Origin of the sequence: Actinocorallia libanotica, from assembly GCF_039525175.1 — a bacterium.
In the GTDB taxonomy this organism is placed as follows: domain Bacteria; phylum Actinomycetota; class Actinomycetes; order Streptosporangiales; family Streptosporangiaceae; genus Actinocorallia; species Actinocorallia libanotica.
Map to the genome: position 1 here is coordinate 180,720 of NZ_BAAAHH010000007.1, position 14,738 is coordinate 195,457.

The window sequence follows — 14,738 nt, forward strand, 5'->3', positions numbered from 1 at the left end:
GTCCCCGGATACCCGATCCCCCGGAGTCGAAAGCCACCATGCGAGTGCCTTCCGCCCGCACGAAACGACGCTCCCTGGAGACCGCGGCCGTCGGCCTGATCGCCGCGTCCCTCACCGGAGCGGCCGGATACGCCCTCGTCGACCGCGGCGACTCCCGGCCCGTCAGCGGGGTGAGCCCGCAGCCGGTCGCCCAGAGCGGCCGGGAGCAGCGGGGGGAAGAGGTTCCCCAGGCCAGCCGCAAGGAGGGCGCGCCGCAGGAGACCGCGCGGCCGCCCGCGTCCGCGGCGCCCGGGCGGACGACCGCCGCGGACGGGTCCTCCCCGGCCGCGCAGCGGGTGCCGCAGCTGAGCGACAAGCGCGCCGCCGGCGAGAACGGCTCCGGCGACCGGGTCGCGCGCAGGAAGTCCTGCCTCAAGGGCGTGGCGACCTGGGCCTTCCCGAAGTCGAAGGCCTCCATCAAGAACTCCCGCGCGTGCTGGTTCTACAGCTGGGGACCCGACCGGTCGGGCATCGCCGCGCCCAAGGGCGCGGAGTTCGTCCCCATGATCCACCGCGCGGCCACCATCGGCGACGTGGCCAAGGTCAAGGGCCGCGGCCACCGCTACCTGCTCGGCTTCAACGAGCCCGACCTCGGCGACCAGGCGAACATGTCGGTCGAGCAGGCGCTGGACCTGTGGCCGCGGCTGATGGGGACCGGGCTGGTCCTGGGCAGCCCGTCCGTGGCGAACATGGGCGACGTCCCCGGCAGCTGGCTCGACCGGTTCATGAAGGGCGCCAAGAAGCGCAAGCTGCGCGTCGACTTCATCGCCCTGCACTGGTACGGCCAGGACTTCCAGACCGGGCCCGCCGTCCGCAACCTCCGCGACTACCTGCGCCGGGTCCACAAGCGCTACAAGAAGCCGATCTGGCTGACCGAGTTCGCGCTGACCGACTTCCGGCAGGGCGCCCCCCGCTACCCGTCGCAGGCGCAGCAGGCCAAGTTCCTCCGCCAGGCCGTGAAGATGCTGCGCAAGGAGCCCTACCTCAAGCGCTACGCCTGGTTCGCCCTGCCCACCGACCGCAGCGGCACCGGCCTGTACAACGCGAACGGCTCGCCCACCCCGGCCGGCCGCGCCTTCCGCGCCGCCCCCGTCCACAAGTGACCGCGCGAGGCTGACCCTTCACGTCCGCCCCAAGAACGCGCCTCCTCACCGCCTTCTCCGGCGCGGCGGGAGGCCGTGACGACGGCGTCCGGCTACCACTCGATGCCGTGAGCAGACCGACGATGTGGACGGCCCTCGGGACCGCCGCGGCCCTGGCCCTGCCCGGGTCGGCGGCCGCCCTGCCCGCGATCCCGCCCCGGACGGTGCCTCCCGCACCGGCGCGCGACGCGTTCGCGCCCCTCGCGCGCGAGACGCTCGACCCGTCCTTCGCCGACCTGACCGTCGCCGGGGACCTGTGGTCGCTGCGGCCGGGGCGGACCGGCACCGCGTTCGTCAACGTCGGCAACGGCGGGCCCGCCGAGGCCCTGCGGCCCGTGCTCACCATCACCCTGCCCAGGGAGCTGACGGCGGTCGACACCTCCGGCTGCCGCCAGGCGGCCTCCAGCCTCTCCCCCGAGGGCGTCACGACGATCACCTGCCGGTGGAGGCGCATCGCCCCCGCCGACCACCGCCTGGTGCCGCTGAAGCTGAAGGCGGCGAAGCTGCGCAGGTCCGACGCCGGGCTGGCCCGGCCCAAGATCCTCCTTCAGGTGGAGTCGCAGACCCCCGAACTGCTCGAGGAGGACAACAGCGCCGCCTTCAGGGTGCGGATCCAGCCGCTTCTCCCCGACCCGGAGAAGGCTCCTCCGGCGAAGGACGATCCCGCAGCGGAAGACGAACGATGAACCGGGTGTCGCCGGGCTCGGACTCGACGTTCAGGTCCCCGCCGTGGCGGCCGACCACGATCCGGTAGGAGATGTCCAGGCCGAGGCCCGTGCCCTGGCCGACCGGCTTGGTGGTGAAGAACGGCTCGAAGATGCGCCCCTTCAGCTCCGGGGGCACGCCGGGGCCGGTGTCGCACACCTCGACCCGCGCGTGGTCGGCGTCCAGGGAGGTGCGCAGGGTGAGGGTCCCGGTGCCGTCCATGGCCTGCACCGCGTTGTCGATGAGGTTCGTCCACACCTGGTGGAGCTCGCCGGCGAACACCGGCACGGGCGGCAGCGCCCGGTCGAACTCGGTGACCACCCGCACGCCCTCCAGCTTGGCGCCCAGCATGACGAGGGTGCTCTCCAGGCCCTCGTGGACGTCCACGCGCTCGTACGGGGTGCGGTCCAGGTGGGAGTACTGCCGTGCGGCGCCGACCAGGCCGGAGATCCGGGCGGCCGACTCGGTGATCTCCGCCAGCAGCAGCTCCGACTCCAGGGTGTAGGCCAGCCAGCGGACGGAGCCCTCCAGCAGCTCCGGCGGCGCCGACTCCGCCAGCCGGTCCAGGAAGTCCGTGGTGGTGCCCGCCCCGGTGAAGATCGGCGCCAGCTCCCAGGCGCCGGCGACCCCGTGGTCCTCCAGCCAGTCGGTCAGCTCGTCCTCGCGCTCGGCCTCGGCCAGCGCGCCCAGCTTCGGCGCGGCGGCGATCCGCTGGACCGCCTCCTCCTGGACGCCGACGAGCAGGGTCAGCATCCGCGGGTCGATCTGGTCGTGGGCGAGCATCGCGAGCTTGCGCCGCGTCCCGCCGACCCGCTCGCGCAGCGCCGCGGCCGCCCGGACGACGGCCGCCGCCGGGTTGTTGAGCTCATGGGTCAGGCCCGCCGACAGCGCGCCGAGCGCGAGCAGCTGCTGGCGCCGCCCGACGATCGCGTGGTTGGCGCGCATGCCCAGGAACAGGCCCTCCAGCAGGTGGATGGCCATCGGGAACCAGCGGTGCATGAACTCCGAGAAGTCGGCGCTGCCCAGGAACCAGAACCGGCAGTCGGTGACCGCCCACACCGTGGCGGTGTACTGCTGCTCGCCCTCGGGCAGGTAGGCGCGGGTGGCACCGGCGTAGACGCCGACCTGGTCGGTGCGGTTGACCTCGACCTCGTCCGCGCCGACCCGCTGGCACAGCCGGAGCGTGCCCGACAGCAGCACCGCCAGCCGCTCGGCGGGCGCCCCCTCGGCCAGCACCGCCGTCCCGGCCGCGGCCGGCTCCACCCAGCCGTGCCCGGCCAGCCAGGCGAGCTGCTCGTCGTCCAGGCGCTCGAACAGGAACAGCCCGCGCAGCTCCGCCGGGCTCAGCCGCTCGGTCATGACGCGCCCAGGTAGCGGTGCACGAGCGTCACCGCCATCGCGCCCTCGCCGACGGCCGAGGCGACCCGCTTGACCGAGTCCGCCCGCACGTCGCCCGCCACGAACACGCCCGGCAGGCTGGACTCCAGCAGCCAGGGGTCGCGGTCGGGCAGCCAGCCGGCCGGGCGGCGCCCGTCCGTCACCAGGTCGGCGCCGGTCCGGATGAACCCGTGCTCGTCGCGCTCCACCACGCCTTCGAGCCAGTCGGTGTGCGGGCGCGCCCCGATGAAGACGAAGAGGTGGCCCGCGGGCACCTCCTCACCGCCGCCCTCGGCGCCGGTCAGGCGCAGCCCCTGCAGGCCCTGGTCGCCGAACGCCTCGCCGACCTGCGTCCGCAGGCGCACGTGCACGTTGTCCAGGGCGCGCAGCTGCTCGATCAGGTAGTGGGACATGCTCGCCTCCAGGGACTCGCCCCGCACCAGCAGCGTGACCGAGGGCGCGTACCTGGCGAAGTAGACCGCGGCCTGCCCCGCGGAGTTGGCGCCGCCCACCAGGTAGACGTCCTCGTCCGTGCAGTGCGCCGCCTCGGTCATCGCCGAGCCGTAGAAGACGCCGCGCCCGGTGAGTTCGGCGACCCCGGGCGCCTCCAGCTCGCGGTAGGACACCCCCGTCGCGATGATCACGGTGTGCGCGGCGATCTCCCGCCCGTCGTCGAAGGTGAGCACGCGCGCGGGCCCCTCGGCCCGCAGCCCGACGACGTCGCAGGAGGTGAGGATCTCGGTGCCGAACTTGACGGCCTGCCGCCGCGCCCGGTCGGTGAGCTGCGCCCCCGACACCCCGTCGGGGAAGCCGAGGTAGTTCTCGATCCGCGACGACTGCCCCGCCTGGCCCCCGGTGGCCTGCCGCTCCACCAGCAGCGTCCGCAGCCCCTCGGACGCCCCGTAGACGGCCGCCCCCAGCCCCGCCGGCCCGCCTCCCACGACGATCAGGTCGTAGAAGTCGGTGGCCGGGGTGGTCGCCAGCCCCACCGCGTCCGCGAGCTCCGCCGCCGAAGGCGCGACCAGCGCGGACCCCTCGGGAGTGATCACCACGGGCAGCTCGTCGTTCCCGACCTCGGCCGCCTTGAGCAGCCGCTCCGCCTCGGGCGAGGTGTCGGACAGCCACCGGTAGGGCACCGCGTTGCGCGCGAGGAAGTCACGCACCTCGTACGACCGCCGCGACCACCGGTTCCCGACCACCTTGGTCTCCGCCACCGGTGCGTCGGGCTCCCGCCGGTAGGCCTCCAGCATCGCGTCCACCACCGGGTAGAGCTTCTCCTCCGGCGGGTCCCAGGGCTTGAGCAGGTAGTGGTCGACGTCCACCACGTTGATCGCCGCGATGGCCGCGTCCGTGTCCGCGTAGGCCGTCAGCAGCGCCCGCCGCGCCCGCGGGAACAGGTCCATCGCCGCTTCGAGGAACTCGATCCCGCTCATCTCGGGCATCCGGTAGTCCGCCAGCACCACGGCCACCCGCTGCCCCCGCAGCTTGAGCTCCCGCAGCACCTCGAGCCCCTCGGCCCCCGAGCCCGCCCGCACGACACGGAGCCCCTGCCCGTAGCGCTTCCGCAGATCCCGGGCCACCGCCCGGGACACCGAGGGATCGTCGTCGACGGTCAGCAGGACCGCCTTCTGCTCCTCCCGCACCTGCGCTTCCCGCGCGCCGACCCCGTCCTCACCCTGAATCATGCGCCCCATGCAACACGAATCTCACGAATGCGCATAATCCGGAGCCCCCTCCACCCCGAACGTCAGCTCGTCCGCGTAGCACCACCACCAGTCCTCCCCCGGTTCGAAGGACGACACCACCGGATGCCCCGCCTCCCGGTAGTGCCCCGTGGCGTGCCGCCCCGGCGAAGAATCACAGCACCCCACATGCCCGCAGGACCGACACATCCGCAGATGCACCCATCTCCCCCCCTTCCGCAAGCACTCCACGCACCCCTCCCCCGAGGGCTCCGCTCCGACATCCACCTGATCAAGATGTCCGCATTGATCTCCCATACCCCCACCCTCCCCCGCCCCGAAGATCAACACCCCGCCCCCGTCCCCCACCCACCGCAAGACAAAGCAAAAGACCCCCGTGGCAGCGAATCCCAGATTCGCGACCACGGGGGTCTTCTTTTCGTAGCGGGGACAGGATTTGAACCTGCGACCTCTGGGTTATGAGCCCAGCGAGCTACCGAGCTGCTCCACCCCGCGTCGGTATGTTCATGAGTCTACGGGGTGGAGCGGGGTTGGGCAAATCAGTTACCCGGTGTGCTCGGTGTGCTCGCGGGGGTCTGGCCCGCCTGGTCGCGGAGTTCGACCAGCTTGTTGATGGCGGCTTCCAGCTTGTCCTGGGCGTCGGCGTACTTCTGCAGGTCGCCGGATTTCAGGGCCTCCTGGGCCTCGCCGAGCGCCTTCTTGACGTCGTCGATGGCCTGCTGGACGTTCGGCGAGGTGTTCGCCGGCTGCTCGTCGCCCTCCTGGGACGGGGTGTCGCCCGCGGTCTCGGGGACGTCCGTGCCGGGCTTGAGGATCTGCTCGAGCGCTTCCTCGAAGGTGGTGGCGAACCCGATCTGGTCGCCGAAGGAGACGAGCACCCAGCCGAGGACGGGGTACTGGGCTCCGGTGGCGGCCTGCTGGTAGACGGGCTGGACGTACATGAACCCGCCGGCGAACGGCAGGGTCAGCAGGTTGCCGTAGACGACCTCCGTGGTGCTGCCCTGGGGCCGGTTGAGGATGGGCGCGGCCTTCTCATTGCCCTTGAAGTCGTTCTGCATCTGGGTGGGTCCCAGGATGGGGACTTCGCGCGGCACCTGGAGCAGTCTCAGCTCGCCGAAGCTCGCCGAGTCGGGGTCGCTGTTGGCCGACAGGTAGCCGGTGAGGTTGTTGCCGTTGCGGGCGACGTAGGTCGAGGTGAGCGCGAAGTCGGGGGATTCGGCCTCGGCCGCGTTCTCCTTGCCCGGCATCTGGATGGTCAGGAAGTACGGGGGCTCGGTGACGCCCTTCTCGGTGGGGTCGGTCGGCACCTGCCAGTAGTCCTGGCCGCTGTAGAAGCCGCTCGGGTCCGTCACGTGGTACTTCGAGAGCACGCCCCGCTGGACCTTGAAGATGTCCTCGGGGTAGCGGATGTGGGAGTAGATCTGCCCGTCCATCGCGCTCTTCAGTTCGGCCTTGCTCTTGACGGTGCCGGGGAACGCCTTCTTCCAGGTCTTGAGGACCGGGTCCTCCTCGTCCCAGGTGTAGAGCGTGACGGTGCCGTCGTAGGCGTCGACGGTGGCCTTCACCGAGTTGCGGATGTAGTTGATGTCGTCGCGGCGCTGGGCGCCGACGGACGGCCGCTCGGTGTTGCTGTCGCGGGTGAGGTCCTGCAGGTTGACCCGCTCGGCGTACGGGTAGCCGGCGGAGGTGGTGTAGGCGTCGACGACCCACATGATCCGGCCTCCGGCGGCGACCGGGTAGGCGTTGCCGTCCACGGTCAGCCACGGCGCGGCCTTCTGGACCCGCTCGCGCGGCGAGCGGTCGTAGAGGATGCGGGACTTGTCGGTGATCTCGCTGGAGAGCAGGATGTTGCGGTCCTGGAACTTCAGCGCGTAGGCGACGCGGTTGACGAAGGAGTCCATCTTCACACCGCCGATGCCGGTGTAGGTGGTCTGCTGGTTCGGCGGGTAGTCCAGTTCCTTCTGGTTGCCGACGATGGAGTACTGCGGGGAGCGCTCACCGAAGTAGACCTGCGGCTTGTCGATCTTCAGCCGGCAGGAGCCGTCCTCCAGCTTGTCCGAGCAGTCCTGCGGCATCCCGTAGGTCTGGTAGACCGGGCCCTTGCTCTCGGGGTCGACCTGGTTGCCCTTGGCCGAGACGAAGCCGTAGCCGTGGGTGTAGGTGAGGTGCTCGTTGACCCAGCCGGAGGCGTTCTCCGGCGGCCCGGTCAGCTCGCGGACCGCCACGAGGGTGTCCTGCGGCTCGCCCTTGGCGTCGGGGTAGCGGTCGATGTCCAGCGGGTTGGCGAAGTCGTAGAAGCCCTGGAGCTGCTGCTGCTGGCGGAAGGTCGGCGACAGCAGCTCGGGGTCGAGCAGCCGGACGTTGGGCAGCGTCTTGGAGTACTCCTGGAGCTCCTTGGAGCCGGGCTGCTTGTTGGGCGCGTAGTCCTGCCCCGCCACGTTCTCGACGCCGAACGCCGTCCGGGTGGCGTCGATGTTGCGCTGGATGTAGGGGCGCTCCTTGGCCAGCTCGTTCGGCTTGACCTGGAACTGCTGGATGAGCAGCGGGTAGACGCCGCCCAGCAGGATCGCCGACAGGACGAGCAGGCCGAAGCCCACGCCCGGCAGCATCATGCCGCGCCGCCAGATGTTGACGAAGAACAGGACCGCGCAGATCAGCGCGATCGCGGCGAGGATCGTCTTGGCCGGCAGCACCGCGCTGACGTCGGTGTAGCCGGGGCCGGTGACGCGGCCGCGCTCGGAGTAGGCCAGGCCCCACCGGTCGAACCAGTAGGCGACCGCCTTCAGCAGCACGAACAGGCCGACGAGCACCGACAGGTGGGCGCGGGCCGAGAGGCTGGCCTTGTCGCCGGGGCCCTGCAGCCGCAGGGCGCCGTACAGGTAGTGCACGGCCACCGCGGTCAGCAGCGACAGGACGACCATGACGAAGGCGAAGCCGAGGATGAGCCGCAGGAACGGGTAGACGAACACGAAGAACGAGATGTCCATCCCGAACTGCGCGTCCTTCTCCCCGAAGGGGGTGCGGTTCATGAACGCCAGCCAGGTGCCCACCTGGCCCGCCGCGGACAGGCCGCTGAACAGGCCGATCGCGCCGAGCAGGGTGAACAGGACGGCCTTGCGGTGCGGGTCGACGGCGGTGCGGTACCGCTCGAGGCCCTGCTGCTCCACCGAGACCGGCCGGTAGGCCGGGCGCAGCCGGTAGGCGATCACGATGTTGGCGCCGACGGCCAGCGCCATCAGCAGGCCGCCGCTGAAGAACAGCAGCGCCCTGGTCCACATCTGGGTGGTGAAGACCTTGGAGAAGTTCTCTCCCAGGGACCGGTACCACAGCAGGTCCGTCCACACGCCGGTGAAGACGAAGAACAGTGCTGCCAGCACCGCCAAGGTGATCAGTACGGGCGCCAGGAGTCTGGGGCCTCGGCCGGGGAGGCGGCGCCCCGGGCCCGGATTTCGGAAGCTCAACGCTTCTCTCCGATTCTCAAGTTCCTGTCGGCTCTACTACGCAACTTATCCACAACTTCCACAGTTCCCGACCGGACCACTTGCCGGGCGGCGAAACAATAACGGCATGACCGCACTGGAAGAGACCGTGAAGAGCATCGAGCAGCAGACCGGCTGGGACGGTCCCCCGCGGCTGTTCGCTCTGGTGGAGACCTCGGAGCTGCTGAAGGTGCAGCCCGAACTCGCTGACGAACTGGGTCTGGCGGCCGGCGACGGTCTCACCGCGGTCGACCAGGGGGAGTTGCCCGACGAGGATATCGGCGCGCTGCTGCCGGGCATCGTCTGGCCCGAGAGCGTCGCCGGCTGCGCCCTGGCGATGGTGCGCATCACGCTGCCGCCGGAGGTGGAGGACCAGATCCCCGACGAGGGCGACGCCGTCGCCTGGGCGGCGGCGCACCCCCTGCACGAGGAGCTGAAGATCGTGGTGGGGGTGGTCCGGGACGGCGCGCGGCACGCGGTGCTGCGCATCCGCCGCCACGAGGACGAGCTGCTGTCGGCCGATGACCTGGTGCCCGACCTCGCCGAGGCGCTGGCCCAGACCCTCCTGCCGGACGAGTGAGCGCCGGCGCCTCTTTCAGGAGGAGCAGCTCGGGACGGCTCCCTGACCGCTCTGCAGCGCCTGCAGCGCCTTGATGGAGCCGTCCAGGGTCTCGGCCTTGACCAGGCGGAGGCCCTCGGGCGCGGCGGGCACCGCCTCGTCGCAGTTGCCGGCCGGGACGAGGAAGACGGTGGCTCCGGCCTTGCGCGCGCCGAGCATCTTCTGCTGGATGCCGCCGATCGCGCCGACCTGGCCGTCGGCGGTGATCGTCCCGGTGCCGGCGATGAACTTCCCGCCGGTCAGGTCGCCGGTGGTGAGCAGGTCGTAGATGCCCAGCGAGAACATCAGGCCGGCGCTGGGCCCGCCGATGTCGCCCACGCTGATCTTCACGTCGATGGGGAAGACGTAGCGGTCGCGCAGGACCACGCCGATGACGGCGCGGTTCGCGTCCTGGGGCGAGGGCGCGAGGGCCAGGGTGACCTTCTGCTCCTTGCCCGCCCTGCGCACGGTCAGCTCGACGGACTGGCCCGGCTTGTACTTCTTGAGCGCGCCGGTCACCCGGGTGGTGCGGTCGGCCGCCACCCCGGCGACGGCGAGGATCTCGTCGCCCGGCTGGAGCACCCCGTCGGCGGGCAGGCCCTTCTCGACCGTCTGCACGGCGGCGACCGTGGAGGGCTTCTGGCCCAGCTGGATCAGCGCGGCCGCCACGGAGGTCTGCTGGGAGTCCTCCATGAGGAAGGTGTTCTCCTGCTCGACCTCCTCCACCGTCTCGTCCTTGGGGAAGATCGTCTCCTGCGGGACCACCGCGCGCTCGTCGTTCAGCCAGTCGCGCAGCGCGGTGAACAGGCTGATCGGGCGCTTGGGCCCGCCGGTGTAGGCGACGGTGGTGAAGTTGAGGTGGCCGCTCGCCTGATGGGTCGGGGCGCCGGTGATCTCGATCAGCGGCTTGTCGGTCTCGGGGTTGGCGCCGATGGTGTTCATGGTCGGCCCCGGGCGCAGCGACACGTACGGCACGGGCATGACCGCGCCGACGACCGCCAGCACCAGCACGAGGACGGCGACCAGCCCGAGCGTCAGCGCCCTGCGGTGGGGGCGCCGGACGTTCTCCTTCTCCAGGGTGACCATGCGCGCAAGCTTATTGCCGGTTTCAGCAGGCCCCGACCCACTCCGAGCCGCCGTCGGCGAACTCCTGGTACTTCCAGATCGGGACTTGGTGCTTGAGGTCGTCGATCAGGCGCCGGCAGGCGGCGAACGCCTCGGCCCGGTGCGGGGCGGCGGCGGCCACCACCACGGCCAGGTCGCCGATCTCCAGCTCGCCCACCCGGTGGACGGCGGCCAGGGCGGTGACCGGGAAGTCCGCGGCCACCTTCTCCATGACCTCGCGCAGCCGGTCGAGGGCGGTGGGGTGGGCGCTGTAGGTGAGCCGGACGACGTCCCGCTCGCCGGTCTCGCCCTGGGCGCGGTCGTGGTCGCGGACCGAGCCGACGAAGAACGCGGTGCCGCCCGCCCGGGGGCCCTTGACCGCGCCGACGACCTCGTCCACCGACAGCGGCTCGTCCCGGACGTCCATCAGCCTGATGACAGTCACGGAACGAACATACCGCTACAGGCGGCGCTTGCGGCGGGCGCGGCGGACCGCGGCGGCGGCGCCGATCACCGCGACGGTGGCGCCCGCGGCGGTGGCCATGGTGGCCTCCTTTCCGCCGACCCGGCGGCCGACCACCGCGAGGCGCCCGGAGGACTCCTGCAGCAGCGCCTTGAGGGTGGTCTCGTTGTCGTAGGAGGGCCGCCAGCCGGTCTCGCGCAGCTTGGCGCAGTCCACGACCCACGGGTAGACGACGTAGTAGAGGTCGGTGGCGGGCGCCGGGGTGAGGCCGAGGCGGTGCAGCCGCTGGGCGGTGCCGAAGGTGACCGAGGCGGGCAGCTCGAAGCTGCGCTTGCCGGTGATCTCCTCCACGGCCCCGCCGTCGAGCCAGCCGTCGCAGCCGACGGCCGCCGCGCCGGTGACCTCGCCGAGCGCGGCCAGCTCCAGCGCGCTCACCAGGTCGTCCACGTGGCAGAACTGCCAGTGCGGCGGCACGCCCTTGGCCGTCAGCAGGCGGGGCGCCTCGAAGTGGCGGGTGGCCACGGTGTCCACGCCGGGTCCGGCCAGCACCGCCGGGCGCAGGATGGTGATCTCCACGCCGGGGTGCGGGACGGTGGCCGCCAGCTCCTCGATCTCCAGGAAGTCGCCGACGACGCTGGTGTCGGGTTCGGCCCGCAGCGGGGAGTCCTCGGGCAGCGGGATCGGGTTGGCGGCGTCCGCGCCGTAGACGGAGGCGGAGGTGACCAGGACGAGCCGGCCGACCCCGGCGCCCGCCGAGGCGGCGATGACCGTCTGCGCGCCGCGCACGTTGTAGGTGCGGCGCTCGCGGGGGTCGGTGTCGGGCGAGCGGTCCACGTCGGTGTGCACCAGGACGTCCACGCCGTCCAGCCGGCCGGCCAGCACCGGGTCGCGCACGTCCGTGATGCGCCAGGTCACCCCGGTGGCGCCGGGCAGCTCGCCCCGCTCGGTGTCCAGCGCGACGACCCTGGCGAACCGCCCCGAGGCGGCGAGCCTGGCGGTGAGCGCCAGGCCCGCTCCAGAGGCGGCCCCGGTGACCGCGACGGTCCTCTCCGCTCCTGTGCTCATGGCGAACGTTCCTTCCCCCCGACGCGGCCCGCCCCCGAAAACGACTACCTTGAGGTTATGGCCTTTCCTCGCAGCCTAAGGCGATTCTGATGGGTGACACTCCTTTCGGCTTCAACCGGCCCTCCGACGACGAGGGCGGCGGCGGATCCGGCGGTGATCCGTTCGGCATGGGGTTCGGAAGCGGCGGCCCCGGCGATATGAACCAGTTCGCGGCGATGCTCAGGCAGTTCGCCGACATGTTGAGCGGCATGGGAACCGCTCCCGGGAGCGGCCCGGTCAACTGGGAGATGGTCAAGAACATCGCCCGCCATGTGGTCGTGGAGGGCGGCGATCCCTCGGTCGTGACGGCCGAGCGCACCCAGGTGACCGAGGCGCTGCGGCTGGCCGACCTGTGGCTGGACGAGGGCACGGTGCTGCCGGCCGGGATCCGCACGCCCCAGGCGTGGAGCAGGTCGGAGTGGCTGGAGGCCACGCTCCCGGTGTGGGAGAAGCTGGTCGACCCGATCGCCGCGCGCATGGTCGACACGATGGGCGGGGCGATGGGCGGCCCCGGCGGCGAGCTGCCGCCGGAGATGGCGGCGATGGCCGGACCGTTGATCGGCATGGTCAAGCAGATGTCGGGGGCGATGGTCGGCGGCCAGGCCGGGCAGGCGCTGGGCGCGCTGGCCAAGGAGGTGATCGGCTCCGCCGACATCGGGCTTCCGCTGGCGCCCGACGGGGTCGGCGCGCTGCTGCCCGCCGGCGTCGCGGCGTTCTCCGAGGGACTGGAGGTCCCCGCCGAGGAGATCCGGCTCTACCTCGCCCTGCGGGAGGCCGCCCACCAGCGGCTGTTCGCCCATGTGCCGTGGCTGCGCCAGGCGCTGCTGAGCGCCGTGGAGGACTACGCGCGCGGCATCAAGGTGGACCTGTCCGGCCTGGAGGAGAAGATCGCGGGCCTGGACCTGAGCAATCCGCAGGCGATGCAGGAGGCGCTGGGCGGGGAGATCCAGCTCACGCCGGAGGAGACTCCCGAGCAGAAGCTGGCGCTGTCCCGGCTGGAGACGCTGCTGGCGCTGGTCGAGGGCTGGGTCGGCACGGTCGTGGCGGCCTCCGCCCAGGGCAGGCTGCCCAGCGCGGCGCCGCTGGCCGAGGCGATGCGCCGGCGGCGCGCCACCGGCGGCCCCGCCGAGCGGACCTTCGCCACGCTGGTCGGCCTGGAGCTGCGGCCCCGGCGGCTGCGCGAGGCCGAGACGCTGTGGGGGTCGCTGACCGAGCTGCGGGGCGCCGAGGACCGCGACGCGCTGTGGGGGCACCCGGACCTGCTGCCCACCGCGGACGACCTGGAGAACCCCGACCTGTTCCTGCACGCCAAGGAGCTGGAGTTCGACCTGTCGCAGCTGGAGGACACCCCGGCGCCCAAGGAGCCGGGCGACGACGCGGACGGCACCGGCACCGACGACTCCCCCGAGGAGAAGTGACGGCACTGCACGCCGACGTCGTCGGCGTCCTGACGGACTGGAAGGCGCCCTCGCCGGAGCAAGACGCGGCGAGGGGCGTCTTCCTGGAGCATCTGGACCTGCATCCCGACGGTGTGTGGCGGGCCTGCCGCCCGGGCCACATCACCGCCAGCACGCTGGTGGTCAACGCCGACCGCACCGAGGTGCTGCTGACCCTGCACCGCAAGATCGGGGGCTGGCTGCAGCTGGGCGGCCACTGCGAGCCCGGCGACGCCTCGCTGGCGGCCGCGGCGCTGCGGGAGGCCACCGAGGAGTCCGGCATCGAGGGCCTGGTGCTCTCCGAGGGCCCGGTCCAGCTCGACCGGCACGCGGTCCGCTGCCACCCGGAGGGCTCCTGGCACCTGGACGTGGAGTATCTGGCGTTCGCCCCGCCGGGCGCCCGCCACCGCATCAGCGAGGAGTCCGCGGACCTGCGCTGGTTCCCGGTGGCGGCGCTGCCGGACTCGGCCGACCGCGTGGTGCGCTCCCTGGTCAGGCGCGCACTGGAGCACTGAGCAGGAGCCTGGTGTTCTCCCAGCCCTCCAGGCCGGGGTCGAGCAGGCGCACGTCGGCGGGGGCGCGCAGCCGGTGCCAGCCGGGCGCCCGCTGGACCTGGCCGGGGAAGTCGGCGGCGGCCCGCAGCCGCGCCGTGGCGTCGGGGTCCTCCAGGGTGAGGCCCTCCAGCGCCCCGGCCAGCCAGGAGGGCAGGGGCAGGCGGGCGGCCAGGGCGACCAGGCCCTCGGGCGCGGGGCAGACCGCGGCGGGGGCCAGGGCCAGGGCGCGGAAGAGCTTGCCGATCCGCAGGGCGGGCAGGTCGGGCGCGTCGGGCGCCAGCACGACGGCCTCGGTGGCGCCGGCGCCGGCCAGCGCCGCCAGGACCTCGCCGGGGGTGCGGGCGGGCACCAGGAGGGCGCCCGGCCAGGTCAGCGTCTCGGCCTCGGCCAGCAGCGGGGCGGGCGCGGCCATGACGGCCCTGACCTGCGTCAGGCTCTCGGCGAGTTCGTAGACGTCCTCCAGCAGGGCGCGCCGCCAGGCGTCCGGGTCGACGCCGGGGGGCGCCTGGGCCGGGGCGGAGCCGGCCAGGACCGCGACGTGCCTCAACCCGTGGGCTCCAGGCTCCGTGCCGCGGTGACCCCTTCGAGGTAGCCGCGGGCCCGCTCGGTCTTGGGGTAGCGGTTGACCAGCTTCCAGAAGGCCGCGTTGTGGCCGGGTTCCAGGAGGTGGGCCAGTTCGTGCACGAGGATGTAGTCGACCACCCACACCGGCATGCCGCGCAGCATGCTGGAGATGCGGATGGTGCGGTCCTCCGGGGTGCACGAGCCCCAGCGGCTGCGCTGGTTGGCCACCCAGCGCACGCTGTGCGGCATGGCGAGGCCGCCCAGGTAGCGGTGGGAGAGCTCCATGGCGCGTTCCATCAGCTCCGCGTCGCCGGTGGGCGGGCGGTTGCGCCGCTCCCTGCCGTCGAGGCGTTCCAGGATCCGGGCGATCTCGTACTCCTCCTCGGCCTTGGACAGGCTGGAGGGCAGCATGACTATGGTCTTCTCGCCGTCACGGTAAGCCGACACGGTTCTCCGGCGTCGGGGGCTGC

The 14,738-nt window shown here is 72.2% G+C and carries 14 protein-coding genes and 1 tRNA gene; 5 read left to right on the forward strand and 10 right to left on the reverse strand.

Features of this window, described 5'->3' with window-relative positions:
* Window positions 1-38: 38 nt before the first annotated feature.
* Both ABD140_RS11880 and ABD140_RS11885 read left to right on the forward strand, forming a co-directional pair.
* Window positions 39-1,142 carry a glycoside hydrolase family protein gene (locus tag ABD140_RS11880; RefSeq protein WP_344239866.1) on the forward strand — a complete coding sequence of 368 codons (1,104 nt, stop codon included), beginning with the start codon at window positions 39-41 and terminating at the stop codon, window positions 1,140-1,142.
* A gap of 107 nt (window positions 1,143-1,249) precedes the next feature.
* A complete protein-coding gene (locus tag ABD140_RS11885; protein ID WP_344239868.1) occupies window positions 1,250-1,867 on the forward strand; it encodes a hypothetical protein in 618 nt (205 codons plus the stop codon).
* Here the strand turns inward: ABD140_RS11885 and ABD140_RS11890 are convergent.
* From ABD140_RS11890 to ABD140_RS11910, 5 genes are all read right to left on the reverse strand, one after another.
* Window positions 1,782-3,245, reverse strand: coding sequence for an ATP-binding protein (locus ABD140_RS11890; protein WP_344239870.1), 1,464 nt, complete (start codon window positions 3,243-3,245; stop codon window positions 1,782-1,784). The genes ABD140_RS11885 and ABD140_RS11890 overlap by 86 nt on opposite strands.
* Complete coding sequence (locus ABD140_RS11895) at window positions 3,242-4,948, reverse strand: NAD(P)/FAD-dependent oxidoreductase (protein WP_344239872.1); 1,707 nt, start codon at window positions 4,946-4,948, stop codon at window positions 3,242-3,244. The genes ABD140_RS11890 and ABD140_RS11895 overlap by 4 nt, the downstream gene beginning before the upstream one ends.
* A 21-nt stretch (window positions 4,949-4,969) precedes the next feature.
* Entirely contained in the window at window positions 4,970-5,263 is a 294-nt protein-coding gene (locus ABD140_RS11900; protein WP_344239978.1) for a UBP-type zinc finger domain-containing protein, read from the reverse strand.
* Between the two features lie 124 nt (window positions 5,264-5,387).
* A tRNA-Met gene (locus ABD140_RS11905) sits at window positions 5,388-5,461 on the reverse strand.
* A gap of 44 nt (window positions 5,462-5,505) precedes the next feature.
* Complete coding sequence (locus ABD140_RS11910) at window positions 5,506-8,427, reverse strand: UPF0182 family membrane protein (RefSeq protein WP_344239874.1); 2,922 nt, start codon at window positions 8,425-8,427, stop codon at window positions 5,506-5,508.
* A gap of 106 nt (window positions 8,428-8,533) precedes the next feature.
* Here ABD140_RS11910 and ABD140_RS11915 point away from each other — a divergent pair, with 106 nt between their 5' ends.
* Window positions 8,534-9,025 carry a PPA1309 family protein gene (locus ABD140_RS11915; RefSeq protein WP_344239876.1) on the forward strand — a complete coding sequence of 164 codons (492 nt, stop codon included), beginning with the start codon at window positions 8,534-8,536 and terminating at the stop codon, window positions 9,023-9,025.
* Between the two features lie 15 nt (window positions 9,026-9,040).
* Here ABD140_RS11915 and ABD140_RS11920 read toward each other — a convergent pair whose 3' ends face one another.
* The 3 genes from ABD140_RS11920 to ABD140_RS11930 are packed head-to-tail and all read right to left on the reverse strand — an operon-like array spanning window position 9,041 to window position 11,675.
* Window positions 9,041-10,129, reverse strand: coding sequence for a YlbL family protein (locus ABD140_RS11920; protein ID WP_344239878.1), 1,089 nt, complete (start codon window positions 10,127-10,129; stop codon window positions 9,041-9,043).
* A 22-nt stretch (window positions 10,130-10,151) separates the two neighbouring features.
* Complete coding sequence (locus tag ABD140_RS11925) at window positions 10,152-10,574, reverse strand: molybdenum cofactor biosynthesis protein MoaE (protein ID WP_344239980.1); 423 nt, start codon at window positions 10,572-10,574, stop codon at window positions 10,152-10,154.
* Between the two features lie 33 nt (window positions 10,575-10,607).
* Entirely contained in the window at window positions 10,608-11,675 is a 1,068-nt protein-coding gene (locus ABD140_RS11930; protein WP_344239880.1) for an NAD-dependent epimerase/dehydratase family protein, read from the reverse strand.
* Between the two features lie 89 nt (window positions 11,676-11,764).
* On the opposite strand from ABD140_RS11930, the gene ABD140_RS11935 reads away from it, so the two are divergent.
* Together ABD140_RS11935 and ABD140_RS11940 are read left to right on the forward strand one after the other, a co-directional pair.
* On the forward strand, window positions 11,765-13,132 hold the full coding sequence (locus ABD140_RS11935; RefSeq protein WP_344239882.1) for a zinc-dependent metalloprotease: 1,368 nt from the start codon (window positions 11,765-11,767) through the stop codon (window positions 13,130-13,132).
* Window positions 13,129-13,665 carry an NUDIX hydrolase gene (locus ABD140_RS11940; RefSeq protein WP_344239884.1) on the forward strand — a complete coding sequence of 179 codons (537 nt, stop codon included), beginning with the start codon at window positions 13,129-13,131 and terminating at the stop codon, window positions 13,663-13,665. Before ABD140_RS11935 ends, ABD140_RS11940 begins: the two co-directional genes overlap by 4 nt.
* On the opposite strand, the gene ABD140_RS11945 is transcribed toward ABD140_RS11940, so the two are convergent.
* Window positions 13,643-14,251 carry a hypothetical protein gene (locus ABD140_RS11945; RefSeq protein WP_344239886.1) on the reverse strand — a complete coding sequence of 203 codons (609 nt, stop codon included), beginning with the start codon at window positions 14,249-14,251 and terminating at the stop codon, window positions 13,643-13,645. The two genes, ABD140_RS11940 and ABD140_RS11945, sit on opposite strands and share 23 nt — an antisense overlap.
* Window positions 14,248-14,715, reverse strand: a complete 468-nt coding sequence (locus ABD140_RS11950; protein ID WP_344239888.1) for a M48 metallopeptidase family protein — start codon at window positions 14,713-14,715, stop codon at window positions 14,248-14,250. Before ABD140_RS11950 ends, ABD140_RS11945 begins: the two co-directional genes overlap by 4 nt.
* Between the last annotated feature and the right edge of the window lie 23 nt (window positions 14,716-14,738).

What these genes read in the sequence shown, in the direction of transcription:
- ABD140_RS11925 (WP_344239980.1), bottom strand. Translation starts at nt 10,574, where the DNA reads ATGGACGTCCGGGACGAGCCGCTGTCGGTGGACGAGGTCGTCGGCGCG.
- ABD140_RS11930 (WP_344239880.1), bottom strand. Translation starts at nt 11,675, where the DNA reads ATGAGCACAGGAGCGGAGAGGACCGTCGCGGTCACCGGGGCCGCCTCT.
- ABD140_RS11880 (WP_344239866.1), top strand. Translation starts at nt 39, where the DNA reads ATGCGAGTGCCTTCCGCCCGCACGAAACGACGCTCCCTGGAGACCGCG.
- ABD140_RS11915 (WP_344239876.1), top strand. Translation starts at nt 8,534, where the DNA reads ATGACCGCACTGGAAGAGACCGTGAAGAGCATCGAGCAGCAGACCGGC.
- ABD140_RS11895 (WP_344239872.1), bottom strand. Translation starts at nt 4,948, where the DNA reads ATGATTCAGGGTGAGGACGGGGTCGGCGCGCGGGAAGCGCAGGTGCGG.
- ABD140_RS11900 (WP_344239978.1), bottom strand. Translation starts at nt 5,263, where the DNA reads ATGGGAGATCAATGCGGACATCTTGATCAGGTGGATGTCGGAGCGGAG.
- ABD140_RS11890 (WP_344239870.1), bottom strand. Translation starts at nt 3,245, where the DNA reads ATGACCGAGCGGCTGAGCCCGGCGGAGCTGCGCGGGCTGTTCCTGTTC.
- ABD140_RS11920 (WP_344239878.1), bottom strand. Translation starts at nt 10,129, where the DNA reads ATGGTCACCCTGGAGAAGGAGAACGTCCGGCGCCCCCACCGCAGGGCG.
- ABD140_RS11935 (WP_344239882.1), top strand. Translation starts at nt 11,765, where the DNA reads ATGGGTGACACTCCTTTCGGCTTCAACCGGCCCTCCGACGACGAGGGC.